The organism is Rhizobium leguminosarum (assembly GCF_001679785.1).
GTDB classification, from domain to species: domain Bacteria; phylum Pseudomonadota; class Alphaproteobacteria; order Rhizobiales; family Rhizobiaceae; genus Rhizobium; species Rhizobium leguminosarum_R.
Genome location: NZ_CP016292.1, coordinates 219,211 through 242,357, shown reverse-complemented (window position 1 = coordinate 242,357; position 23,147 = coordinate 219,211). Strand labels below are relative to the sequence as shown.

16 protein-coding genes and 11 pseudogenes are annotated in these 23,147 nt (G+C 58.3%); 9 read left to right on the top strand and 18 right to left on the bottom strand.

The window, feature by feature from the left end:
• Positions 1-142: 142 nt before the first annotated feature.
• The 4 genes and pseudogenes from BA011_RS39510 to BA011_RS43945 form a co-directional block, all read right to left on the bottom strand.
• A complete protein-coding gene (locus BA011_RS39510) occupies positions 143-1,138 on the bottom strand; it encodes an AraC family transcriptional regulator (protein WP_064697843.1) in 996 nt (331 codons plus the stop codon).
• Between the two features lie 16 nt (positions 1,139-1,154).
• Positions 1,155-1,445 (bottom strand): annotated as a pseudogene (locus BA011_RS43950) (ATP-binding protein); the annotation flags it as partial.
• Between the two features lie 24 nt (positions 1,446-1,469).
• A complete protein-coding gene (locus BA011_RS39500; RefSeq protein ID WP_065284789.1) occupies positions 1,470-1,763 on the bottom strand; it encodes a hypothetical protein in 294 nt (97 codons plus the stop codon).
• Between the two features lie 23 nt (positions 1,764-1,786).
• On the bottom strand, positions 1,787-2,014 hold the full coding sequence (locus BA011_RS43945) for a hypothetical protein (RefSeq protein WP_151343801.1): 228 nt from the start codon (positions 2,012-2,014) through the stop codon (positions 1,787-1,789).
• 32 nt (positions 2,015-2,046) lie between these two features.
• Between BA011_RS43945 and BA011_RS43940 the strand changes: the two are divergent.
• Positions 2,047-2,372 (top strand): annotated as a pseudogene (locus BA011_RS43940) (DDE-type integrase/transposase/recombinase); the annotation flags it as partial.
• A 397-nt stretch (positions 2,373-2,769) separates the two neighbouring features.
• Here BA011_RS43940 and BA011_RS46770 read toward each other — a convergent pair.
• The 3 pseudogenes from BA011_RS46770 to BA011_RS39485 all read right to left on the bottom strand — a co-directional run.
• Positions 2,770-2,911 (bottom strand): annotated as a pseudogene (locus BA011_RS46770) (transposase domain-containing protein); the annotation flags it as partial.
• A gap of 54 nt (positions 2,912-2,965) precedes the next feature.
• A pseudogene (locus tag BA011_RS39490) lies at positions 2,966-3,296 on the bottom strand (DDE-type integrase/transposase/recombinase); the annotation flags it as partial.
• 52 nt (positions 3,297-3,348) lie between these two features.
• Positions 3,349-4,098, bottom strand: a pseudogene (locus BA011_RS39485) (IS6 family transposase).
• Between the two features lie 248 nt (positions 4,099-4,346).
• Between BA011_RS39485 and BA011_RS39480 the strand changes: the two are divergent.
• The 3 genes from BA011_RS39480 (at position 4,347) to BA011_RS39470 (ending at position 8,055) form a co-directional block, all read left to right on the top strand.
• Positions 4,347-5,033 carry an IS6 family transposase gene (locus tag BA011_RS39480; RefSeq protein ID WP_065284788.1) on the top strand — a complete coding sequence of 229 codons (687 nt, stop codon included), beginning with the start codon at positions 4,347-4,349 and terminating at the stop codon, positions 5,031-5,033.
• Between the two features lie 2 nt (positions 5,034-5,035).
• Entirely contained in the window at positions 5,036-6,664 is a 1,629-nt protein-coding gene (locus BA011_RS39475; protein WP_420493460.1) for a dipeptide ABC transporter ATP-binding protein, read from the top strand.
• A gap of 68 nt (positions 6,665-6,732) precedes the next feature.
• Positions 6,733-8,055, top strand: coding sequence for an NtaA/DmoA family FMN-dependent monooxygenase (locus BA011_RS39470; RefSeq protein ID WP_065284786.1), 1,323 nt, complete (start codon positions 6,733-6,735; stop codon positions 8,053-8,055).
• Between the two features lie 279 nt (positions 8,056-8,334).
• On the opposite strand, the pseudogene BA011_RS39465 reads toward BA011_RS39470, so the two are convergent.
• Positions 8,335-8,904, bottom strand: a pseudogene (locus BA011_RS39465) (PfkB family carbohydrate kinase); the annotation flags it as partial.
• 2 nt (positions 8,905-8,906) lie between these two features.
• On the opposite strand from BA011_RS39465, the pseudogene BA011_RS43925 reads away from it, so the two are divergent.
• Positions 8,907-9,071, top strand: a pseudogene (locus BA011_RS43925) (WGR domain-containing protein); the annotation flags it as partial.
• Between the two features lie 51 nt (positions 9,072-9,122).
• On the opposite strand, the pseudogene BA011_RS39460 reads toward BA011_RS43925, so the two are convergent.
• The 5 genes and pseudogenes from BA011_RS39460 to BA011_RS39440 all read right to left on the bottom strand — a co-directional run bounded on the left by BA011_RS39460 (position 9,123) and on the right by BA011_RS39440 (position 16,193).
• Positions 9,123-9,873, bottom strand: a pseudogene (locus BA011_RS39460) (IS6 family transposase).
• 309 nt (positions 9,874-10,182) lie between these two features.
• Positions 10,183-12,132, bottom strand: coding sequence for a RiPP maturation radical SAM C-methyltransferase (locus tag BA011_RS39455; protein WP_065284785.1), 1,950 nt, complete (start codon positions 12,130-12,132; stop codon positions 10,183-10,185).
• Positions 12,129-13,613, bottom strand: a complete 1,485-nt coding sequence (locus BA011_RS39450; RefSeq protein WP_151343800.1) for a radical SAM family RiPP maturation amino acid epimerase — start codon at positions 13,611-13,613, stop codon at positions 12,129-12,131. The genes BA011_RS39455 and BA011_RS39450 overlap by 4 nt, the downstream gene beginning before the upstream one ends.
• 53 nt (positions 13,614-13,666) lie before the next feature.
• The gene (locus BA011_RS39445) at positions 13,667-14,023 is read right to left on the bottom strand and encodes a hypothetical protein (RefSeq protein ID WP_065284784.1); all 357 of its coding nucleotides are present in this window, start codon (positions 14,021-14,023) and stop codon (positions 13,667-13,669) included.
• Positions 14,024-15,223: 1,200 nt separating this feature from the next.
• Positions 15,224-16,193 (bottom strand): annotated as a pseudogene (locus BA011_RS39440) (IS5 family transposase).
• Here BA011_RS39440 and BA011_RS39435 point away from each other — a divergent pair.
• Complete coding sequence (locus tag BA011_RS39435; RefSeq protein WP_420493459.1) at positions 16,161-16,694, top strand: UPF0149 family protein; 534 nt, start codon at positions 16,161-16,163, stop codon at positions 16,692-16,694. The pseudogene BA011_RS39440 and the gene BA011_RS39435 overlap by 33 nt on opposite strands.
• A 137-nt stretch (positions 16,695-16,831) precedes the next feature.
• Here the strand turns inward: BA011_RS39435 and BA011_RS39430 are convergent, their stop codons facing one another.
• A complete protein-coding gene (locus BA011_RS39430; protein ID WP_065284782.1) occupies positions 16,832-17,410 on the bottom strand; it encodes a helix-turn-helix domain-containing protein in 579 nt (192 codons plus the stop codon).
• 119 nt (positions 17,411-17,529) lie between these two features.
• Here BA011_RS39430 and BA011_RS39425 point away from each other — a divergent pair, with 119 nt between their 5' ends.
• Positions 17,530-18,261 carry a carbonic anhydrase gene (locus BA011_RS39425; protein WP_065284781.1) on the top strand — a complete coding sequence of 244 codons (732 nt, stop codon included), beginning with the start codon at positions 17,530-17,532 and terminating at the stop codon, positions 18,259-18,261.
• Between the two features lie 175 nt (positions 18,262-18,436).
• The gene (locus BA011_RS39420) at positions 18,437-19,819 is read left to right on the top strand and encodes a transposase (RefSeq protein WP_065284780.1); all 1,383 of its coding nucleotides are present in this window, start codon (positions 18,437-18,439) and stop codon (positions 19,817-19,819) included.
• A 140-nt stretch (positions 19,820-19,959) separates the two neighbouring features.
• On the opposite strand, the gene BA011_RS39415 is transcribed toward BA011_RS39420, so the two are convergent.
• The 3 genes and pseudogenes from BA011_RS39415 to BA011_RS39405 form a co-directional block, all read right to left on the bottom strand.
• Positions 19,960-20,712: an IS6-like element ISRle6 family transposase gene (locus BA011_RS39415; RefSeq protein WP_065284779.1), complete on the bottom strand. Its 753-nt coding sequence runs from the start codon at positions 20,710-20,712 to the stop codon at positions 19,960-19,962.
• 104 nt (positions 20,713-20,816) lie between these two features.
• A pseudogene (locus BA011_RS39410) lies at positions 20,817-21,248 on the bottom strand (plasmid maintenance toxin (PemK-like)).
• Positions 21,235-21,510: a type II toxin-antitoxin system Phd/YefM family antitoxin gene (locus BA011_RS39405; RefSeq protein ID WP_065284778.1), complete on the bottom strand. Its 276-nt coding sequence runs from the start codon at positions 21,508-21,510 to the stop codon at positions 21,235-21,237. Before BA011_RS39405 ends, BA011_RS39410 begins: the two are co-directional and overlap by 14 nt.
• Positions 21,511-21,587: 77 nt before the next feature.
• On the opposite strand from BA011_RS39405, the pseudogene BA011_RS39400 reads away from it, so the two are divergent.
• Positions 21,588-22,373: pseudogene (locus BA011_RS39400) on the top strand (integrase); the annotation flags it as partial.
• 89 nt (positions 22,374-22,462) lie between these two features.
• On the opposite strand, the gene BA011_RS39395 reads toward BA011_RS39400, so the two are convergent.
• Positions 22,463-23,110, bottom strand: coding sequence for a hypothetical protein (locus BA011_RS39395; RefSeq protein WP_065284777.1), 648 nt, complete (start codon positions 23,108-23,110; stop codon positions 22,463-22,465).
• Positions 23,111-23,147: the final 37 nt, after the last annotated feature.

Below are 23,147 nucleotides of genomic sequence, written 5' to 3'. Positions count from 1 at the left end.
TCCAGGAAGCAACGCCCGGACTGACTGTGCGGCAATCGCCCTGAATTGGGGCTTTACCCATTTCGGCCGTTTTGCCGTCGACTACAGGCTTCGATTTGGCCAATTGCCATCGCAGACCCTCCGACGATAATTCATGCCGGTTTTAGCGGCCGTCGGGGTCAGAGGAATGCCCGGATCTCAATGTCTGCGACGGCAGACAGCCATAACTCTTCCTGTAATCGCCCGAAAAGCGGCCCTGATGGGTGAACCCCCACTTCTGCGCTATAGCGGCGACGGTCGTCGCCGAATTTGCCATGATGAGATCCCGATGCACGGCCTCCAGGCGCAGATTGGCCAGATAGGCCATGGGGGACATGCCCTTGAACCGCTTGAAGCCTTCCTGCAGCGATCTAATGCCGACCTGGGAAGCCTGCGCTATGTCGCTAATTGAGATCGACTGCGAGAGATTGGCCTGCATGAAATCGATGGCACGCCGGATATGCCGGGGAGATGGCAACGTCGGCTGCCGCGCCAGCGCGCCTGAAAAACGATGCGGCACGTTTTCAAGCAACAGGTGGATCAACCCCGTGGACAGGGAGGAAAGGGCCGCCGGTGATTGCAGCAGGGAGGCGTCGTCGTTCAATCCGGTCGCCAGGATTTTTGTTAACCGGGAAAAGGCCAGTCCGGCCTCAAGACACAGGTCGAATTCGAGCGCAAGGTCGATCGAGCCAGAGACGGGTTGCTCCAGCATCGCGGACAGTAGCCGGACAACCCCGCTCTGATCGATGATCAGCGAAAGATGCTCGCGATCGCCGTTGATCACAATATCAGACAGGCTGGTCATATCGATAATGGTGCCTTTGCCGGGTTCGGAAATATGGTGCCGATTGGACGACGATATCGTTGCCGCGCCCGAGAGTGGGACGTAGATCAGAAACTTGCTGTCTTCGGCCTTCTGGTGAAACGTCAATCCCCCCTGATATGCCGCGCGACCGACGCCAAGTGCCCCGGCGGCAACGAAATCATATTCGGCCGAAAATCCCGCATCGCGCAGGGCCTCGACCCTTCCTGGAGCCTTGCAACGGCTCAGTATCGCAGAAAATTCATCCGCGTTATTGCCCTTGAAGGTTAAGGACGAACCAGGTTTCTCGCGCTGCATTCCGGCGTTTCCCGAACTAGAATGAGATGAATGTCAAGCGAAGTGAATGAAGATGGAACTGACCCCCTTCATTGATTTGCTGTTTCGTTTGTCTCGAACGGCGCTTTTCGCGAAGCCTGTAGCTATCACCTCGGATGGTGATCACTGTCCAATGGTGCAGCAGGCGGTCCAATATTGCGGTGGCGACGACAGGGTCTCCGAAGACGCTCCCCCACTCTCCGACCGATCGATTTGAGGTAATCAGGATCGATCCCTTCTCGTAGCGGCGAGAGACCAGTTGGAAGAACAGGTGAGCCGCGTTCGCTTTTCCACAATGGCGACACCGACCCGCTCACAGCAGACAACGACCCAGGGGGCCGATGTATTCCGTCTTGAGGCCGTGACGTCGAACACTTCTCAGAAAATCGTTCGCGGCGATCAGGTTAAGATAAAGCTCGTCCTCGCCAGAGCCCACATTCATGGATTTCATCCAATATAACCCTTGCTGGGAAATGACCCGAAGCCGCCACTTGCCACCCTCCAGCCGACGTAGTTCGAAATCAACACCCTGATGCACCGATGCTGAGATACGGGCCGCAGTCCGGGCCGAACTTTGGGCGACATGCTTTTCGGGTTCTGAAGACATACCTATCCACCATTCAGACCAGATCAGAATTCGGAAACGGTCGGATGGCGCACGGCAAGAGCCAATCGTTTCGAACGCGGAAGTCCCAGCTTGAGATAAGCCAGAACCGCCAACCCCACGCCAGATGGTGCAAGGTCAACGGCTAACGACGACAACGACGGAGGGAAGAGGGAAGGAATGATCCATGATGTCGCGATAGCAAGCATACCGGGGAAGAGGGCCGTCTGCGTCCACCAACGTTGTTCACTCATCGTAACCTCCATGTGAAGCAACGGCAGGAGGCCAAGGCCGTTCGCCGCGTGTGATGATCACCGACAAGCTTCGATCCTACGGTGCGGCGAAGCGGGAGATCATGCCAGGCGTCGAGCATCGCTCGCACAGGAGCCAACAATCGGGCGGAGAACTCTCATCAACCCGTCCGACGGCGGGAGAGGATCATGAAGCGCTTCAAAGTCAGCGCGACATTTTCAGGGTTTCGTTTCCGTACACGACCCGATCGCCAACCTCTTTAACGTTCCCCGCCACGATATTCCATCCACCTACCATCGACAATTGCGAGCAACGGCCATGCAAGCATGGCGCCAAATCGCGCCCCTTCATGCCGAATGAACCAAAGCCCTCACTCCCAGATCTTGTTTTCACAGCGTTAAGTTTACGGTGCCTCTTTGGTTCCTCGGTCAAGATTGATGTGTGAGTGAAGGAGTGCCACTTATCAGCAACAACAGGCACTCCCATGCAATTCCGCCCTGACGGGCGGAGCTGAAGCCAATTCACCTTCCCATCAAGCTCCCTTTCCGCTGATTTTCAGTTTTCACGCCAGGACGGATCCAATCGTTTGGACCGCTTCTTGGCCCAGCTCCAACTGAGGCGAGTGTTATTGAAGACACCAATTCAGCTATAATCATTTCTGGGTGAGGTAAATGAGTAGATTTACTCTAAGCGCTCATTTCCATGCGCATTGACGCGGCCAGTTTGACGTTGGTCGCTGTCAGACGGTCGCATCGGTTCAGGCAGCGGCGGGTTTGGTGAAGTTGAAGGCGCAGCAGATCGGTGATGTCGGCATCTGCTGCGCGCTGGGGCAACTCGCCGAGAAGATGGCGCAAGTAGGCCAAGGGTTCGATGCCGCAGGCTCGGCATGTCAGCATGAGGGCGTGTCGCAAAGCGGTCGGCCGAACGCGTTGAGCTGAAATACATTCTGCTCTTCACGCCTTATTAACCTTTTGAAGTCCGAAGAGACGCGCGAGCAGATCGTTCTGATCATTGACGGTCCACTCTCCGGAGAAGCCAAACCCTTTTCGCAGCCACAGCATCGCTTCGAACCCTGCGATAATTCGATCGCGCGGTTTTGAAGGATTGGAAACCGCCGATCTTCGGCATGTTCTTCTTCACGCGGAAATGGTCACTCTCAATGCCTTGTTGGAGATGTTTGGTGACATAATGAACCGGATCCGCATGCAGGTGCCCATCGTCGACTGACGTCTTGATCGCCGACGGAAAGGTGTTGGCGCCGTCCGTGCCGATCTTTGCCGGTGACGGCGATGTCACGTTGTTTGATCAACGGCCGAAAAGTCGCTTGTCGGTAAACTCAGGCAATTGCAGCGGTCACGGCTTTCCACTGCGCCATGGCGCGGATCCGATGAATATGGGTGGCTAGGGCTGAGTGTCTCTGGTGCGGCGCGACGAAAAGATTTCGGACTGCTGAAAAGACCGAGATGAAACGTTGCAAACCTCCGACGGATTAAAGCCCTGCATCATCCGCTCTCGTTTTCGAAGCGGCACGTGAGAATTCTCTGCGCGATTGTTAAGGCCCTTGTGCGATCGATGTTCGACGCCGGGCATTACATCCCGTTTTGCCGCGCCGTATGAGCGCAGTTTGTCGGTGACGATGCGCTTCGGCGACAGACCTTGCTTCTTCAGCAGCCTGACCAGCAATCGCTTGGCAGCCTTGGTATCGCGGCGGGTCTGGACGATCTCGTCGAGAACGTAGCCGTCTTGGTCGACAGCACGCCACAGCCAATGTTTTCGGCCGCCTATGGAAATCACGACCTCGTCCAGATGCCAGATATTTTCCGCGACGGCTTCTTTCTAGGCAGCTGCTTGACGTAGGCTGCCCCGAATTTGCGGCCCCATCGCCGTATCGTTTCGTAAGAGACGACGATACCGCGCTCCAGCAACATTTCCTCGACCAGCCGCAGGCTCAACGGGAACCGGAAATACAGCCACACCGCACGGGCGATAATCTGTGGTGGAAAGCGGTGGTTCTTGTAGCTGATGGTCGATGAGGTCATCTCAACCGTATTATCCGCCACCCGTTAAGTTGCCGACAACGTGACATCGCCCTCCCTCAGCCGCCAACAAGCCTCGGGTCGACATCAAAGCCGGGAATGGGCACAAGCCTATTTTCCCGGCCTTTCCTTGCGCGGCGGAGTGTTTCGCATTTCCGCACCGACGCGGCGGCGTGCCGATTTCAGATGCGGATCCCCTTGCGTGGGTTCTGTCGCAAAACTTTTCACCGGGTTTGCAACCAGTATGGTAGGCGTAGATCCGGGTTGAAGATGAGCAGGCAGATTGAGTTTCCCGATCATGGTCGATTTCAAAGGCAGTCATTACCCGAAAGACGTGATTTTATACGCGGTATTTTTCTACGTGAGATATGCGGTCTCCTATCGTGATCTGGAAGAGATTATGGCCGAGCGCGGCGTTACCGTTGACCACGCGACGCTGAACAGATGGGTCGTGAAATATTCGCCCCTGATTGCCTGCCAGGCCCAGCGGCGCAAATCCGCAACCAGCAGCTCCTGGCGGATGGACGAGACCTCTATCCAGGTCAAAGGCAAGTGGACCTATTTCTATCGGGCTGTCGACAAATTCGGCAAAACCCTTGATTTCATGCTGTCCGAGCACCGCGATGAGGCCGCGGCCAGCGCTTTCTTCGCCCGCACGATTAAGACCAATGGCTTGCCCGAAAAGGTCGTCATCGACAAGAGCGGCGCGAACCTGGCAGGATTGCAAAACATCAACTGGCTGCTGCTGTTGTTGTATGGATGGTTCTGGCTGATCGAGATCCTGCAGGTCAAATACCTCAACAACACGATTGAGCAGGACCACCGGTTTATCAAGAAGCTGATCCGCCCCATGAAGGGCTTCAAATCCTTTCAGTCTGCGTCAGCAACACTGGATGGTATCGAGGTGGCTCACATGATCCGCAAGCGCCAATTTTCAACCAGTGGCCAATCGGCATTTCAGCAATTCGCCGCACTCGCTGCATAACTGTGTCCAGCGATGGCCGCTTCTGCGGCCTTTTAAAAAGTTTGCGACAAAACCCGATCAACAAGGGCGAGACCGTTGCTCTGGTCGGAGAGTCCGGTTCCGGCAAATCCGTGACGGCCCGTTCGCTCATCGGCCTTTCCGGCGTCGGCGCCAATGTGCGTGCCGACCGCTTCGACATCGATGGTGAAAGCGTCCTCAATTTCGGCGAAAGGGACTGGCGACGCCTGCGTGGCGAAAAGATTGGCTTTGTTCTTCAGGATGCGCTCGTGTCGCTTGATCCGCTCCGGCGGATTTCCCAGCAATTGTCGGATGCCTTCGGCAGACGCGGCCTTTTCGCCCGCCCGGATGTCGGCCGGGACAGCCATGCGCTGCTGCGCTCGGTCGGCATCCCCGACCCGGAAAGGCGCTTGCCGCAATATCCGCATCAGCTGTCCGGTGGGTTGCGCCAACGCGCCCTCATCGCCACGGCGATTGCCAGGCAGCCATCGCTGCTGATTGCCGATGAGCCGACAACGGCGCTCGACACCACCGTACAAAAGCAAATCCTTGATCTCTTGGCAGAGCGCCGGAGGGCCGGTCACACGCTTCTGCTGATCAGCCACGATCTGGCTGTGGTTTCGCGCCTGGCCGACCGCGTGCTGGTGATGCACAATGGCAGGATCGTCGAGGACGGACCGCCGGGCAGGATCCTGAGTAATCCGGAACATCCTTACACGAGACAATTGCTCGATGCGGTGCCGTCAGCGGGATCGCGGGGTTTTCGTCTGTCTCCTCCCAGCCAGCCAGATTCCCAACAACAGGTTGCGCGTGCGCCTGCCGCACCAGCCGAGCGGTTACGCATTCCGCTGCCGGCCAAACATATCGACCAAGAGAACCGCGTCCTGTCGTCCCATAATCTCTTCAAGCATTACGGGGGAATCAGCGGCACATTTGCCGTCAACGACGTGTCGTTCGACCGCGCCGCCGGCGAAGCCCTGGGGATCGTCGGCGAATCCGGCTCCGGCAAGACCACCGTTGCAAAAATAGTCCTCGGCCTGGTCGAGCCAGACGACGGCGCGGTGTTCATCGACGGCGCGCAGTGGAGTAATATTCCGGAGGCTCGACGTCGCTCGCGGCGCGCCAGCATGCAATTGATCGCCCAGGACGCCCTCAGTTCCTTCGACCCGCGCTACACGGTCGAAAAAATCGTCGGCGAGAGCCTCGACTCCGTCGGCATCTTCGGTGCGTCCCGCCGCGACCGCGTGCTCGAAGTGCTGGATGCGGTTCGCCTGGGCTCGGCCTATCTCAACCGTCATCCGCGTGAGCTTTCCGGCGGCCAGCGCCAGCGGGTGGCAATTGCCCGCGCCTTCGCGCCGCGGCCGCGGCTTCTGGTGGCGGATGAACCGGTCAGCGCGCTCGACGTTTCGGTGCAGGCACAGGTTCTCGATCTACTCGCCGAACTGCAAGCCGCGTCCGGTACGGCACTTCTCTTCATCTCCCATGATCTCGGTGTCATCAATCATCTCACCGATCGCGTGCTGGTGATGAAGGACGGCCGGATCGTCGAGGCGGGGGGCGTCGAGCACGTCTTTTCGGCACCGCAGCACAGCTATACGCGCGCCCTCCTGGAGGCGGTCCCGGCCCTGGCCTGAGCGGCGCTTGCTAGAACATCCGGCAAGAGCTTGCCGGATACCTGAATTCAATCTGCGAGACATCTGTCATGACCCCTACCCGCAAACGTCGCCTGAAGACCCTGACCGGCGCAAGCAGCGTCATCTCCGCATCGAATGACATCGAGCCATCGACGGGTGCGAAGCGCGCCGTCGAACTTGCCCGCAAAGCCGAGGCCGAGAAGATCACCGGCCTGTTCACCGCCGATCTTCTGCATATCGACCCGGCCGGCCTTGCCGGCACGGCCGGCATACAGGAGCCGATCATTGCTCTTGCGGCGCTCAGCCAGGCGACATCGCAGATCGGCCTGATCGCCACCGTCTCGACCACCTTCCATCACCCCTACAATCTGGCGCGCCAGATCGGCACGCTGGATCACGCCAGCGGCGGCCGCACCGGTTGGAACGCGGTGACCTCCTCCGTCGGCGAAGAGAATTTCGGAGAGACGCTACCGAGCCCGGAAGAACGCTACGAGCGCGCCGCCGAATTCATCGAGATCGTCAACGCGCTTTATGATGCCAATGAACGGGACGCAGCCCAGCGCAAGGGTTCCGGAGCCGTCGGCATCGACCCGGCCAAGTTCCACCGCATCGACTATCGCGGCAAGCACTTCAGTGTCGCAGGCCCCTTGAACGTGCCGCCCTTGCCGCAGCGCCGCCCGGTCCAGTTTCAGGCCGGTCAGTCCGAAGCCGGGGTGGCGGTGGGCGCACGCTATGCGGAGGTCGTCTACACGTCGCAGCCCAAGCTTGAGGATGCAATTGCCTTCGCGACCGATCTACGCCGTCGCGCAGCGAGTTTCGGTCGTGGAAACAATGTGCCCTTCATCATGAATTCCTTCCACTCGGTGATCGGCGAGTCCGACGTTGACGTGGCACGTCGGCTGAAGGAAAAACACGAGCATATCGACTACGAGCAGGGTCGCCTGAAGCTTGCCGACATGCTGGGCGGCGATCTCGATCTCTCCGATCTGCCGCTGGACAGGCCACTGCCGGAAACATTGCTGCCGGAGGTGACCAGCATCAACCGCAGGCGCGGGAGAGTGGAAATCTTTCGTCGCTACGCGCGCCAGGGACTAACGTTGCGCGAACTGATCATTCAGGCGCAGGAGACCGGTCATTGGTCGGTTGCCGGCACGCCGGAACAGCTGGCGGATGCGATCGAAGAGCGCGTCAAGTCAGGCGTTCTCGATGTCTTGTCGCTGCATGGCTTCGGCAATCCCGACCAGGAGGACCTCCTGGTGAACGGTCTGCTGCCCGAACTCCGGCGCCGTCAACTGATCGACACCGATTATGTCGGAGAGGATTTCCGCTCCAATCTGGAGCTGCCGCCGCTTGCGTCACCGACAGCCATCCAAGCATCGCGAACGGCCTGACGGCGAACCGTTCCCAGCTTGGGACACAGATAACTCTAACACGTCGTCACAGGCTTTGACGACGTGCTGCGCTTTTAGCCAAATCGCCTGTCCCCGCCTGTCGACGCCTTGAATGCGTTGTTTTTGCCGATGGAACGATGGTCCTGCGGTCAAGGTGTCAGTTAAGATGTGCGTTTGAGATCTTCATCGGCAACGCCATAACCTGCGAAGCGGTGGGCGATCATCGAGCTGTGCAAAATGCCCGCCTTGAACGATGTGAGAGGCCTACACCTGATAACTTCATCCAAGTCGGTCCGCTTCAGGTGTGCCAACGAGTTTGGCCGCATCCATATTCGCATTTTTAAGCGCGTCGTTTATCGTTTTACCAGACGCAATTTCGGCAGCTAGGACGCCGATAAACTCGTCTCCGGCCCCATGCGTACTTTCAACTTTCACCTTCACAGCCGCAATGATGGTCTCCTCTCGATCGCGATTTGCGTAGGCGACACCGGCACCACCTGCGGTGACTACGACCTCGGGGAAGGTCCGCACAAGTTTCCGTGCGGCCTCAAGCGCGCCATCGAGTGTTTCAACGACGGGAACCCCTCCCAGCATCTCAGCTTCGATCGCGTTGACAACGATGATATCGATGAGCGGCTGAAGATCGGCCGATAGTGGTCGCGCCGGCGCTGCATTGATCAGGACACGCCCTCCGGCCTGTTTCACTGCTCTCGCCGCTGCGACATTGGCGGCATCCGGGATTTCGCTCTGCAGAACAAGCAGCGTTGTCCTTTCCAGAAGATCCCGGGCCGCTGCGACATCGCCATCGCCCAGGGTAAGATTGCTTCCGGAGACGATGACTGCGCCATACGACGCTGTTCGGAGAGGCCTGCCTGACCCGGCGATGGGGAAGGATCGGCAAGCGTGGGCAGGAAAAGCAGCATGTTTTCGAGCGGGAAGAGGAGGCGGTTCGTTTGTTCCTCGAACTTCTGAGGCAAAAACGTGGTCGCGGCTACCGGCCCAAAATAACGCTCCGGGGCGATGTCACGTTGTTTGATCAACGGCCGCAAAGTCGCTTGTCGGTAAACTCATGCAATTGCAGCGGTCACGGCTTTCCACTGCGCCATGGCGCGGATGCGATGAATATGGGTGGCTAGGGCTGAGTGTCTCTGGTGCGGCGCGACGAAAAGATTTCGGACTGCTGAAAAGACCGAGATGAAACGTTGCAAACCTCCGACGGATCGAAAGCCCTGCATCATCCGCTCTCGTTTTCGAAGCGGCACGTGAGAATTCTCTGCGCGATTGTTAAGGCCCTTGTGCGATCGATGTTCGACGCCGGGCATACATCCCGTTTTGCCGCGCCGTATGAGCGCAGTTTGTCGGTGACGATGCGCTTCGGCGACAGACCTTGCTTCTTCAGCAGCCTGACCAGCAATCGCTTGGCAGCCTTGGTATCGCGGCGGGTCTGGACGATCTCGTCGAGAACGTAGCCGTCTTGGTCGACAGCACGCCACAGCCAATGTTTTCGGCCGCCTATGGAAATCACGACCTCGTCCAGATGCCAGATATCTTTCCGCGACGGCTTCTTTCTAGGCAGCTGCTTGACGTAGGCTGCCCCGAATTTGCGGCCCCATCGCCGTATCGTTTCGTAAGAGACGACGATACCGCGCTCCAGCAACATTTCCTCGACCAGCCGCAGGCTCAACGGGAACCGGAAATACAGCCACACCGCACGGGCGATAATCTGTGGTGGAAAGCGGTGGTTCTTGTAGCTGATGGTCGATGAGGTCATCTCAACCGTATTATCCGCCACCCGTTAAGTTGCCGACAACGTGACATCGCCTGGGTGATGTTTGCGCTTTATGAATTTCAGTCGATCGAGGATGCACCCTTTCGACCGGAACAATCATCGGGTCTGAAGTTCGGTTGCGACGAAGCAGCTCGCGGGATGGGCCAACAGAGTGCAGACAAGTTCTCCGAAAACGCGCGTCCGCAATAATGAACAGTCGCTGCCTCATCATGTCGTCGCCATTTAATTTCGTTTCAAATGCAGCAATGCGCTACACGCCCAAGTCTCCGTAAATTGCTATAGGTTCGCTTGATATTTGTGTCCCATCCCTCGCGTTCCAAGAGCATATGCACGCAACGTTACCCGCCGGCACGTCGGTCTAAATAGCCTCCTGGAAACGCGGTCGGAGCGGGCATTGGCGTACAGGGGTTCCAAAGCGGAAGCCCAACCAGGCGGGCGTCCAGCCGGACAATCAGTTTGCGAGCAATAAGGTCTGCAGTCGCCTCCTCAATCTCCAGCGGACTCGCCCCCTTCAGCTGTTCACCCAGGTGGGCCTCTGGCATGCCTTGATCAGCAGCCAATAGGATTTCACGCGCCAACCCTTTGACTCGCTGTTCATGCTCCACTGCGACGTTACGTGTGTCCTCGACTATAATCTCGTCACCGCTATCGCGCATCGATAGCATGGGTGGAGTCAGGCCGCGCGATGCGTCCTCCCAAGCATCCATGCCTTGAATAACCGCTTGAACGCCGGGGCGGCGGTTTGCGTCAAGTGTGCGAAAATCGCGGCCGGCACCATCGTCTGCACTGTCTTCGAAGTAGTAAACCTGATCCGCAAGATCGTGCTCAGAGAGCGGATAGACGTAGCGATAGGAAGCCGCCGGGCTGAGCGTCAGCCCATATTGGTCGGCTGCGCGATGATAGAGACTGAAGCGCTGGTAGCGCAATCTAACAGCGTGTCCCGGCTGCAGATGATGCAGCAACGGCAACAAGCGGCACATTTGAGCGTACCAAGCGTCGCTCTCGCGGGGGAAGCCCCACAGGACGCTCCAGATAACCCGCACGCCAAACTGGCGACACCATTTCAGGAGCTGAACATTTTGCGCTGCCGTCGTTCCCTTGCCCATAAGCTTCAAAGCGCGGCTATCCAGGCTCTCGATACCTGGCTGGATCCAGCGGACACCGCCTGCGGCCAGCTTCTCGACTTCATGGCGCTTCAAATTGGCTTTGACTTCAAAGAGGATGGCGAGTTTTTCGGGTAAGGCGATGAGGCGTGGCAACGCCTTTTCAATGTAGTCAGTCGCCAGAATGTTATCAACCGCCTCGATGCGCGACGTGCCGTAGCGCGTGGACATCTCGATCATCTCCTCTGGGACTTGCGCAGCCGGTTTCTGGCGGTAGGTCATCAATGCGCCGTTGAGGCCGCAGAACGTACATGGGCTGCTGCGCCGCCACCAACAGCCACGAGAGAACTCCATCGGCAGCCCGGGATGCACGCGGTCGGCATAGAGCGAACGCTGAAGCTCGGCAAAATAATCCGAGAAATCAGGCAACGGCAGGGCATGTATATCCTCGACCACTGCGCGGGGCACCAAGTCGCCTGTCAGCGTGCCGGGATAGCCGGCCTGGCGATGAGCCGGGCCGAAAACGCCGAACGGTAGGTCGGCCGGTGGAATGTCTCTACCATGAGTGAGGATGTCGCGACAAAGCCCTCCGATCAGTGTGTCGGCCTCCCCCGACACGACGTAGTCGACCCACGGGAACCGCGCATGAGTAGTACGTCCCATCACGGATTCACAATTTGCACCCCCCATGAGCGTGACTAAGCCTGGCGAGAGCTCGCTCAGGCGGCGCAGCAACGCGAGCGAGGGAACATGCTGATTAAATGTTGAGGTGCAGCCGACCATAGCCGGCCGTTCCTTCAGTATCTTGCCGCATGTCCAATCGATGAAGCCGCCGATGAGCGAACGCAACTTAAGGAAATTAGCACGAAGCTCGGCCTCACGTTTGTGCGGGCACGGATTGCGCCGGAAATACCGGTCGAGGAAGCGGGCGCGGTCCGTTTCGAAGTCGGGAAATGCGACGCCTGCGAACAGCCAGTCAACAAGCGCTTCCTCCGGAGGGGAAGTCTCAAGCAAATTATAGTCGGAGAGGCCAGTGTATTCCAGAAACCAGATATTGGCATACGCTATCCTCGATCTCAGGCCGGCCTGCGTCAGCGCCGACTTCAGCAGACCAAGCGCCAGCGACGGTCGTTCAACTGCTGACATCGGCATGTTCACCAGCACGATCGGCATATCAGCGCTCATGTCGTGCCCTCGTCACTGCGCCAGGCAAAGCGCTCGTCGAGGTCCTCTTCGAGCAACCCTCTTATGTGCAACTGGTCGAGCTCATCGGCGACTGCTATGGCGCTCGCTCCATCCGTTACGATCCGCGCAACCAACTCCGACGCTGTACAATTGCCACCTGCGATCAGATCGCCAACAGAGATCGAAGGGACGTTCTCAGGCACCTGATACTCCCATCCACACGAGCGGAGGAGGAAGTGATGGCGCTTGGCCTCGTACTGCAAGTCCCCGCGGAAGCGGATCGGCCGGTTGGGAGGTGGGCTCTCGTGCATGTGCTCATCAATCATGCTCTGGACTTCGTCCCGGAACTCATCTGGCGTTCCGAAGAAACGTTCATCCACCGTGCGGTAACCGAGAGGCCAGCGCCTGCTCGCCGGTACTGGCGTCACCAGTTGCACGCGCCGTCGCGGCATGTTTACGAGAAAGCCGGAAACGCAGGCGATCGTCGTGTGATCGCTCTCAGATTCCGCGGTTGCATCGCCGTTTTTGACTGCGCTGAGTTTCTCCTTTCGCGCGCGGGCACGGCCAGCGAAAGCTTTCAGACTTCTCATCTCCTTGCCCTGCAGGACGAGTTCAACGCCCATCAGATCCTCGGGCGAAAATGTCGCGTGGATTTGATTAAGTTGATCCGTGCTCAGCACGGAAAAGCGATTGGTCACGCAACGGTAGCGTTTGAACAGCTCGAGCACGCGCTTGGTGAGTGCCAGATTCTTGAGAGGCATAGCCGTCGTTGTTTGCGGCAATGTGCCGGTAATTTGATAGTAGTCGAAGAGAAAGCGGTCGTAGTCGGGATTATCCATCGGATCTGTGGCGCAGTAGCAGAAGCCAGTGCTCGCTGCCGAACCAAACATTTCGCATGCGACGCCGACCACGCCGCGCCAGAGGTAGGCATGCTCTTTGCTATATTCGTAATAGCCTTTGAACCGACCCGCCGACAGGCCGCAAAACCAGCAGCCCCCGGTGCAGCCTTCGCTCAGCTCGAAAGCAATAACGGGGTGCGTGATCGACTGTGCCGATTTGCCCAACACTTCATCGCAGCGGCGCATTTGGCGCTCGCGCCACGCATGGAAACGAGGGGAAGCAACCGACATATTGCCTTGGTCGCGCAGCATGTCGCGATGGCGCACCATCTCGTCCATATACTCACGCCAAGTTACAGCCAATGGCCACGACGCACACTCCGGCTTGCCATAGAATTTCAGGTAGTTTGAATGCCAGAGCGGCAGCATCTCCATTGGGTCGAGTTCAATCCCGCAGCGTGCCGTTACGCTACGGGGGTTGTCGATGTTCTCTGAAAGCGCGCTCTTGAACGCCACGTCGCCGGCGAGGCACTCTAGGAAGCGCTTGATATGGGCCAGCGTGCGGACCTCTCCAGGTGTCCGCCGGTTAAAGATCTGTCGATAGTGTTCACTAGCAGAGTGCGGCACGAGGTTACCTCCCATTTCCACTTTCTCATCGGTCAGGGGCTGAATGCGCGCCCGCCTTGACTGTTTGGTTAGATGAGGACCGCAGCGACCACGACAATCGCTTCGGCGGCTTCGACGACAGTCGTTGCCGCTTGCGCAGCCTCAACAGCGGTGGTGGCGGCTACAATGGTCTGGACTGCTTTGATAGAGGTCTCAACGTCGGAACGGAGCTTGCCGACAGCTGGATCGGTCTGCTTGTCGGTCAAGCCACCCGGGCTTCTGGCTTTTATGTAACTTTTGGCCTCATCGATCGTGAAATCATAGCCGTGCGTCTTTCCGCTTGCCACCAGTGATGCGAGACCGGTAGCATTCTTTTTCACGTATTCCAGCAGGCTGACGTCTTTCCCCAGATCGCCAACGAAACGCTCTAGTTCAATATCAGACATGTTTAATCTCCTTCACGTATTCCAGCAGGCTGACGTCTTTCCCCAGATCACCAACGAAACGCTTAGGTTCAGTTTTGGACATCTTTAATCTCCAGATCGCCTCGAGTTCAGAAAGCCTTGGCCGTGCGTGAAGCATGACACGTCTTCGGCGCCGCTCCGACCTCGACATCCTCCTCGCGGTGCCGGCGAGTACGTCCACCCCTCTTTGGAACTTGCCGACATTCTCGGCGATTTGCCAGTTCCGCCACTTCCCGCCATGGTTTGTGTCCCTTCACGTGTTCGGTCCAATGCGGTTATCCCGCAACGCGGATGCCGCTGCCGTTCCGCTGCCTCGCAATAGCTCTCAAGATTCGTGCCAATCCGGCCGATTGCGCTGAGGAACAATTTATTTGCTGCGATTTCAGCGACGCGGGCGGAAGAGGCGAAGACGAATGCGTGTCGTGAAGCCGACAAAGGTGACGACGATGTCGTAAGTTGATTGTCATCAACAACCTCCCTTGGCCATGCGCTGTTGGCAAGCTGCAAACTTGGATCTCATATTTCCCTCCGTAGTATTAGTTCCGTTGAACGTGCGAGCGACCATGCTAGTCCTCGCAGGTAGTGTCGCTTTGCCTCCTTCAGGTGTTCGGCCCAATGCGGTTTATGCCGCACTATGGATGGCGCTGGCGTTCCGCTGCCTCGCAATAGCTCTCAAGATTCGTGCCAATCAGGCCGATTGCGCTGACGAACAATTATTTGCTGCGATTTCAGCGACGTGGGCGGAAAATACAGGATTGGGCGAAGACGAACGCGTGTCACGAAGCCGACAAAGGTGACGACGATGTCGTAAGTTGATTGTCATCAACAATCGACCTTACTGGAAGACACTGGTAGGCCAGTGCATCGCGCTAAACTCCTTGGAATACGATCCACTTGCCCCACAGCGATGTCTCCGACGGGATCATCGACTGGATCAAGCGCGACGTCGCAATGACGCTTCCCGTTTCAAATGTATCCGGCCCTGAGTGCGTGGAGTGCTGTTGCAGCAGGTCATGCTGACAGGTCCGCACACGCTGTTCCCAATAAAGAGTTCGGGCACGAAGCCGTATTTCCACAGGATTTACGGCATGTTGATCGACCATTTCGTCCATCACTATGCCAGAGCGTGGCGTTGGTGCGCGGATATGAAATCGAGGGCATTTCGATCTTTGATGTAGTTGGTTATGCCTGCGTGACTTGACGCCGGATAGACTCCGGGCGTCCACATGCCAGCATGCGGTTGAGAACGATGCAACCGATGGCAACCTCGGTCTGTTGAGCCGGAAAGGAGCGGGCCCGCAGGCGCAATCCGATCAGCCCCTTGTATCGTCCGATGGCGGTTTCGATCAGCGCACGCTTGCCGTAGCCGGCGGCTGCCTGCCATTTCAGCCGACCGTCGCTTGCGATTGCGGCAATGTGCTTGTCCCTTTGACCAGGCGGTCCGGTATCACCGCTTACGCGGTGGAATGACGATGTTCGCGGTTGCGCTGTGCTGCAGGATAGACCGATAGGTTGGTTTGCCGTCATAGGCTCCGTCGGCCGTGAACTGGTCGATCTCGCCGTCGATCTGATCGAGCAGCGGTGCCACCTGGGAAGGATCATCCGTTTTCTGGTCTGTCAGCCCATGGGCAATGATCGCGCCACTTTTGGCATCCACTGCCAGATGCAGCTTGCGCCAGGTGCGACGTGATCTGGCGCCATGTTTTTGCTCCAGCCACTGCCCGGCGCCGTAGACTTTCAATCCCGTGCTATCGACAAGCACATGCAGCGGGCCGTCCGGCAGCGGCGGGTTTCGTCGGGCTGATGGCTCCCACTTCTGTGCCCGACGGCTCAGCGTCGTATGATCTGGAACTGGGACTTTCAGCCCCATGAGATCCAGCAGCGAGTGGAGCAATCCCTCGGTCTGGCGCAGCCGCATTGCGAAGACGCAACCCAGCGTCAGCGCAGTCTCAATGGCGAGATCGGAATACTGGGCTTGGCCGCCGCGGGTCTTGCGTCGCGGAGCGCGCCATCCTGCCAGTGCCTCCGGCGTTACCCATAAGGTCAGGCTACCACGCCGGCGCAGACCTGCTTCGTAGTCACGCCAATTCGTCACCCTGAATTTCATCTTTCCGACGTGATGACGACGATCGGCGTTGTGTTTGTACGGCATGGCACTCGGATCAAACTGATTTCGATCCTGCCTGCCTATCGCCAAACCGTTGACAAAGGATCCATGCACCAACGCTTCATCGGGCCGAAGTTCATCAACCCCTATCAATGGATTCCCCTGTTCGCCGGCGAGGGCGCCATGGCCTTGCCGATGGAAACCACAGAGCACCAGGCCGTGCAAACGATCGTCGCCGAATATAACCGCATATCGGCCACGCTTGGGGAAAGGCCGGAAGAATATCGGCCACGCTTCAGTCACATCACCTATTCCCACGACAGCTTCGATTGGCACACCGGCTTCCTCCTCGGAACGGAATTCGCCCCCAGGCTATGGAGCCCGGTCATCCGTGGCCATGCTGTGACCGGTGATATCATCGCTCCTATTCGCGCCCTCTGCGACGCCAAAAAGATAACCCCGCCGGCGGAGATCATCCAGATTGCTGGTGCCGTCATTAAAATTCGCGACTACTTCATGCCGCGGCGCTCAAGGCAGAAGTTCTAAAGCCGACCGGTCTCGGAACCCTGCAAATGTCAACGGAAATACCCCGTGGGCCACTCGTAGCGCTTACTGTTGATCGTGTGGTGCCAAAGGCCTTGTTCCCTTGCGTGCCCATCGCCGGGTGATCTTGTTCTTTTGGCCTATCCGAGCTTCGTCGGCCCACCAGAGCTCAATCTCGACGTTCTTCGGGAGCCTGCCTTTGATTGCTGCCAGTGTGGCGGGGAAGTTTTTTTAAAACTCTCCAGGTCGCCTTCGTTCTGGGCGTAATGGCGCGGGCGGGCAGACAGCTTTGCAAAGCCGAGCGCCTTCAATTCGCGGCCAATGGTCGTTTCATCGACGGATATCCGATATTCTTGGAACAGCCATTGAACAAGATCCTTGCGCCGCCAGCGCACAACGCCATGCACCGCCGGTATCGGGCCACTTTCGACGATCTTTGCCAAAGCCTGGCGATGCACGTCGGAAAGCTTTCCTTGATTGCCGGGTGCTTTGCCATTGATGAGCCCTGACGGGCCACGCGCATTGAAGCGAATAACCCAGTCGCGGACAATTTGCAGGGTCACGCCTCCGATCCTGGCCGCATCGCTGCGGGAATGGCCATCATAGATTTCGGCAAGGGCAAGAAGCCGCCGAGCCTGTGCCGCATCCTTCGTGCCTTTGGCCAACGCCCGAAGAGCCAAGCCGTCGAAGTCATCGCGCAGTGGAAGTCCTGATGTCATCCGCAAACCTCCGTTTGCGGTATTGATTCAGAACTCAACTGATTTGGAAACCTCAAAAAGAGTCACAGATCGCTCACGCTGGTATAAGCTTACCAACCCACCACAAAAGGATCGTGACTATGTGCCTTGCATGCAATTCCACCCGCCTCAACCGCCGCTCCTTCATCACGCTTGCCGGTCTCGCCGGCATTGCGGCAATGGCCGGCAGCTTTGCGATGACAACGAGGGCGTTGGCGTCGGACGCCGCCCCTGCCGTTTCGCCCGAAGAAGCGTTGGCAAAACTTCAGGAAGGCAACGGGAAATTCGTTGCCGATGCCGAAGCCTGCGCGGCGGATTTCGGCAAGCGTAGGCAGGATGTCGCAAAAGGTCAGGCGCCTTGGGCAATCGTGCTCACCTGTTCCGACAGTCGCGTCGTGCCGGAACTAATCTTCGGCGGCGTGACGCTCGGTGAATTGTTCGTGGCACGCAATGCCGGCAACGTGGTCGACACCGATGTGCTTGGCACAATTGAATATGGCACAGAACACTTGCACGCGCCGCTGATCGTGGTCATGGGGCACAAGCGTTGCGGTGCGGTTTCCGCTGCCTGCGACGTGGTTGCCCACGGCACAAAACTCGACGGTTCGATCGGCAAAATGATCCAGCCGATCCTGGCGGTGGCGCTTGCAGAAACTGACCGAGGCGAGGCGTTCATCGACAAGACCGTGCACGCCAACGCATTGAATGGTGCAGAGCGCATCCTGGCGGAAAGCCCGATCGTCGCGCGTCTCGTGGATGAGGGCAAGGTCAAGATCGTCTCCGCCTATTACGATCTCGATACGGGCGTCGTCGAATTCATGCACAAGGCCTGATCTCGACTTTGTACAAAATTCCTCGGGAATTTGGATTTGTTGGTGGCGCAGATATGCGGCGTCCGGCCAGAATAGTGCGTTCGGCAGTCTCATTTTCCATCATCTGACCGGGGTGATTCAATTCGCCGCAGTCGCCTGCCTTGCCTCTTTCGTGTGATCGGATTCGAACCCATGGATGACCGATCACAATGACAATCGCGTCGGACCGGGAGATGCCGTTCCGCACATCCTTCGCCAATGGCTGTCGCCGTTTCGTTTCTGGTTCACTGCACCCAGTTGGGACCATTTGCTGGTTCTGGTGATGGGAGCGATCTTGTCTCCGGGCAAGCGTACGGTGACTGCCTGTTTGCGGATCACCGGTCGCGCCGAGGCGAGCAACTTTGCCGTCTACCATCAGCTTCTCAATCGCGCGCGCTGGAACCCGCGCACGCTGGCTTCGCGGCTGTTGTCGATTGTTGTCGCCAGCCTCGTGCCCGATGGTCCCATTGTGATCGGCATGGACGACACCATCGAACGCCGATGGGGCCCGCGCATTGCCGCCCGTGGCATCTATCGCGATCCGGTGCGCTCCAGTCACGGACACTTCGTCAAGGCCAGCGGCTTGCGCTGGTTGAGCTTCATGATCCTGGCCCCGGTCCCATGGGCAAAGTGTATCAAGGCCTTGCCGGTGCTGACGTTATTGTGCCCCTCGGAGCGATACGACCAGAAGAAAGGACAAAAGCATAAACTGCTGACAGACTGGGCGCGACAGGGCCTGTTGCAGCTCTGCCGCTGGGTGCCTGGACGCGATCTGATCTTTGTCGGCGACAGCAGTTTTGCTGTTCACGCATTGGCGGCGGCACTGCCCGACCGGGCCACTCTCATCACACGCCTGCGCCTTGATGCCAGTCTCTTTGCTCCGCCAGATCAGCGACACGAACACACTCTTGGGCGGCCTGCACAAAAAGGCATGCCATTGCCCAAACTCAGGTCGGTGCTTAACAACCCCAGGACCTCCTGGCAGCGCGTCATCGCGTCAATCTGGTATGGCCGACAAACCGATAAATGCCTCGATATCACGTCAGGTACTGGCTTGTGGTATCGACGGGGAACGCCGCCAAGGCCAATTCGCTGGGTGCTGGTTCGAGACCCGAAAGGCCGCCGGGAACCCCAGGCGTTTATGAGCACCAATACCGACCTTGACCCGACCAAGATCATCGCCTTCTTTGTTCGACGCTGGCAAATTGAAGTGACGTTCGGCGAGACACGCGCTCATCTTGGGGTGGAGACCCAACGCCAGTGGAATGATAACGCCATCATGCGCACGACGCCTTCGCTCCTGGCGCTCTATAGTCTCGTGACACTGTGGGCCGGTGATCTCCTCGGCCAAAACACGCAGCCCTATGCAGCCGCATGGTACAAGAAAACAGAATTCACATTCTCAGACGCGATCGGCGCAGTGCGCCTCGTTCTGTGGAGCGATGATCTTTATCGACACTGCCCGTCAAACCCGGACATGCATAAAATACCTCCCAGCCGTCTGTTCCGAATGGCCGAGGCCCTTTGCTTCGCCGCATAATGTACAAAGTCGAGCTGATCGGCCGACCAATAAGGGGCCTGGAGTAACGCCAGGCCCTCGACGTTCATTGAAGAAGCGGCGGGAGGGGCTTGTCGCAAACTTCCACAGAGGCCTCGGCTATCCCCTGAAGGATGCTATTTTCATGTTTTGTTAACCTTTGTAAGTCCGAAGAGGCGCGCAACCAAATCGTTTTGATCGTCGATCGTCCAGCCGCCGGAAAAGCCGAAGCCTTTTCTCAACGACAGCATCGCCTCGAAACCGGCAATCGTTCGCCGCGCCGTGTTGAAGGATTGGAAGCCGCCGATCTTCGGCATGTTCTTTTTCACACGGAAATGATCGCTCTCAATGCCTTGTTGCAGGTGCTTGGTCACATAGTGCACGGGGTCGGGCTGTAGAAGCCCGTCTTCAACCGAAGCTTTGATCGCCGACGGGAAGGTATTGGCACCATCTGCGCAGATCTTGTTCGGCGACAGTAAGGGTTGATCTTTCAGCGTCTTGCGGAAGAACCGCTTGGCGGCTTCGAGATCTCGCTTTGCAGAAAGCAGGAAATCCACCGGGTTGCCATGCTTATCGATGGCTCGGTACAGATAGCGCCATTTGCCGCGGATCTTAACGTAGGTCTTGTCAATCCGAACCGATCCGCAATGCGGCCGGCGAAACTGGCGAAGACGCTTCTCGATCATCGGCGCATAGCTCAATACCCAGCGGTTGATCGTGCTATGATCGACCTCGAAGCCGCGCTCTTCGAACATTTCTTCCAGATCTCGATAGCTCAGGGGATATCTCAAATACCAGGTGACCGCCTGTACGATCAGCCATGCCTCGAAATGCCTGCCTTTGAAATCATCCTTCGACTGCCGCTTCAGCTTTTCGGCAATAGCATTCAGAATCATCCGTACGCTCCTCAACATTTGGAGCGGAAATTTCTCCTCCGAGGGTCAACATACCGTTAAGCGCAAAAATTTGCGACAGGCCCGACCCTTTCATAGCGCGACCATCATTCGCTGCGTGCCGTCGCCCGGTGACGTTGGTCTCGCGCCAGCGCGACAAACCGGCGTTTGATTTCGTCAAACAGCGCCGGCGGCAGAGGACCGAAGTAACCAGCCTCGGTGTCGATCGGTCTGACATCCGGTCCCGGTCAGACAAACCGGTTGCTTTCCGTCAAAACGATAAAGGATCGCTCGTCGTCCAGTCCGAGGCGCCGTTTCGTCGCTGCAGGGATTTCGATTGCGTCGCCTGGATCAGCGGGCGGCGAATGCGTGATCGGCAGCACCCGCACCACAGGCGTTCCATCATCTTGGGTCGCGACGATCGCCAAGACGAGGGCCGGGCGATCCTTGTCGCCCTCCTCCCGGCCTTCGAGATGCTGCCAATGCCAGAGATAGGAATAGCAGAAAACCCAGCCGACCTTCGGCTCAATCGGCAGCATGCTTGCCCGTCAGTTCGACATTGAGATGATCAAGATCACGCTCCATGTTCGAGGCTTCGATGGCGGCAAGCTCTTCGTCGCCAAGTGCCGTCGTCAGTTCGACGTGACGATCGCGTTTCGCCAGGCGGAGATAATCTTCGTAGGCGATCAAAACCGTGCGGGGCCTGCCGTTCTTGGTGATGATGACAGGCTCGCGCACAGCCGCATCCTGATAGGCTCCGAAATTCTTCGAAACCGCTGCAGCGGTCACCGTGGATGTCATGGCAGAACTCCTTTGTTCAGGAATATACGGGATTTCCGTAACATTTGCAAACGCACCTTGGAATTGGGGCAAACCAGATGACCAAGAAATCCCTAACGACACCGGCGGGCAGCCGGGTCGGTCTGTCCCGCGCCGAACAACTGGACGCACTTGATGCTATCCTGCCGTTCGATCGCCGCGACCAGCTGGCAGAGTTGCTCACCGACGACGATGTCGCCACCCCCAAACATCTGGCTCGCGAGGGCATGGGCGACAACACCATGCGGGCGCTGGCCTCCGATCTTGGCTATCTCGAAGCCTGGTGCAGTGTTACGACCGGCACTCCCCTCCCCTGGCCCGCGCCCGAAAGCTTGCTGCTGAAATTCGTCGCCCATCACCTTTGGGATACGGCCGAGCGCGAAAATAATCCCGATCACGGCATGCCCGAAGACGTGGCGATTGCTCTTCGCGTCAAAGGCCTACTGCGAAGCACCGGGCCGCACGCGCCGGCCACCGTCCGAAGACGGTTGACGAGCTGGTCGATCCTGACGCGCTGGCGGGGATTGACGGGCGCGTTCTCGGCGCCTTCACTGAAGAGCGCTCTGCGGCTGGCCGTCAAAGCCAGCGACCGGCCACGACAGCGAAAAAGCAAGAAGGCGGTGACCGGCGACATTCTTACCAAGCTGCTCGCGACCTGCGCTGGCGACAAGCTGGTCGATCTGCGCGATCGGGCGCTACTGCTGCTGGCCTTTGCTTCCGGCGGTCGGCGGCGCTCGGAAGTCGCAAGTCTGCGGTTCGAGGATTTGACAGACGAGGACCCGGTGCACGCAACGTCCGGCGACCCCACCTCCCCTCTCCTGCCCTGCCTCACCCTCCGGCTCGGCTATCGGTTTGCGAATGCGCACAGCGAATATCTCCTCATTGTACCGTTGACCAGCTCGGAATGAAGCTTTCCACCTTCTAAGCGGCATCCTCAGTGGGTGAGGGCCATCACCAGCCAGTCGTCGTCGGTGAGCGGGTTAAGCATCGCGCGCGCATCTTGCAAGGCATTGCTTTCGTTGAGTTTGCTCCACGCTACCAGCGCCGCTTCGTTGGCTTGCGAAGGCGGGCCGAAGGCAAGCCTGTCGAGGCGCGTGCACAGCGTTCGCGCCATCCGCCCAGGGGTCCAGCCGCCGGTGTGCCGAAACCCTCCTTGCTTGAGCCGAAAGGCACAGCCGGCGGAGCCCTGCAGCATTGCCTCGATCGGCTGCCCGCGGATCAGACAGTCGATCTCGTCGGTCGCCCAGCCGAGCGCCGGAAGTTGGGTCGCTAGCTGGTAGTGGTTCGTATCGCTGCTGGCGCTCAAAGTCGGCAGGGGAACGAAGCCCTTGGCGAGCACCACCAAAGCGGCGAGCCCGGGGCTGATGAATTGCGGCTGCAGCCAGGACGGCGCGGCGCCGTCGGGGCCGAGATAAAAGGCGGCATGAATGTCTTTGCGCTCCGCCAGCGCCGTATACCGGGCAAGCGCCATGTCTGAAAGCCTTTCGCGGTCACCGGTCTCCCATGCCGCCAACAGGTTCGCAATCTCTCGTTCCAAGGCTGGCGTGACAGCACAGCGAAAGGCGTGATGAAGCACTGCCATGTCGAATTCTCCCGTGAAAAGCCGCCGGACATGAAGG

Bases quoted from the DNA above. Each gene is read 5' to 3' on its own strand.
- BA011_RS39425 (WP_065284781.1), top strand. From the start codon at position 17,530: ATGTGCCTTGCATGCAATTCCACCCGCCTCAACCGCCGCTCCTTCATC.
- BA011_RS39480 (WP_065284788.1), top strand. From the start codon at position 4,347: ATGGTCGATTTCAAAGGCAGTCATTACCCGAAAGACGTGATTTTATAC.
- BA011_RS39450 (WP_151343800.1), bottom strand. From the start codon at position 13,613: ATGGGAGGTAACCTCGTGCCGCACTCTGCTAGTGAACACTATCGACAG.
- BA011_RS39405 (WP_065284778.1), bottom strand. From the start codon at position 21,510: ATGACATCCACGGTGACCGCTGCAGCGGTTTCGAAGAATTTCGGAGCC.
- BA011_RS39420 (WP_065284780.1), top strand. From the start codon at position 18,437: ATGACCGATCACAATGACAATCGCGTCGGACCGGGAGATGCCGTTCCG.
- BA011_RS39395 (WP_065284777.1), bottom strand. From the start codon at position 23,110: ATGGCAGTGCTTCATCACGCCTTTCGCTGTGCTGTCACGCCAGCCTTG.
- BA011_RS39435 (WP_420493459.1), top strand. From the start codon at position 16,161: ATGACGACGATCGGCGTTGTGTTTGTACGGCATGGCACTCGGATCAAA.
- BA011_RS39470 (WP_065284786.1), top strand. From the start codon at position 6,733: ATGACCCCTACCCGCAAACGTCGCCTGAAGACCCTGACCGGCGCAAGC.
- BA011_RS39445 (WP_065284784.1), bottom strand. From the start codon at position 14,023: ATGTCTGATATTGAACTAGAGCGTTTCGTTGGCGATCTGGGGAAAGAC.
- BA011_RS39510 (WP_064697843.1), bottom strand. From the start codon at position 1,138: ATGCAGCGCGAGAAACCTGGTTCGTCCTTAACCTTCAAGGGCAATAAC.
- BA011_RS39500 (WP_065284789.1), bottom strand. From the start codon at position 1,763: ATGTCTTCAGAACCCGAAAAGCATGTCGCCCAAAGTTCGGCCCGGACT.
- BA011_RS39455 (WP_065284785.1), bottom strand. From the start codon at position 12,132: ATGAGCGCTGATATGCCGATCGTGCTGGTGAACATGCCGATGTCAGCA.
- BA011_RS39415 (WP_065284779.1), bottom strand. From the start codon at position 20,712: ATGATTCTGAATGCTATTGCCGAAAAGCTGAAGCGGCAGTCGAAGGAT.
- BA011_RS39430 (WP_065284782.1), bottom strand. From the start codon at position 17,410: ATGACATCAGGACTTCCACTGCGCGATGACTTCGACGGCTTGGCTCTT.
- BA011_RS43945 (WP_151343801.1), bottom strand. From the start codon at position 2,014: ATGAGTGAACAACGTTGGTGGACGCAGACGGCCCTCTTCCCCGGTATG.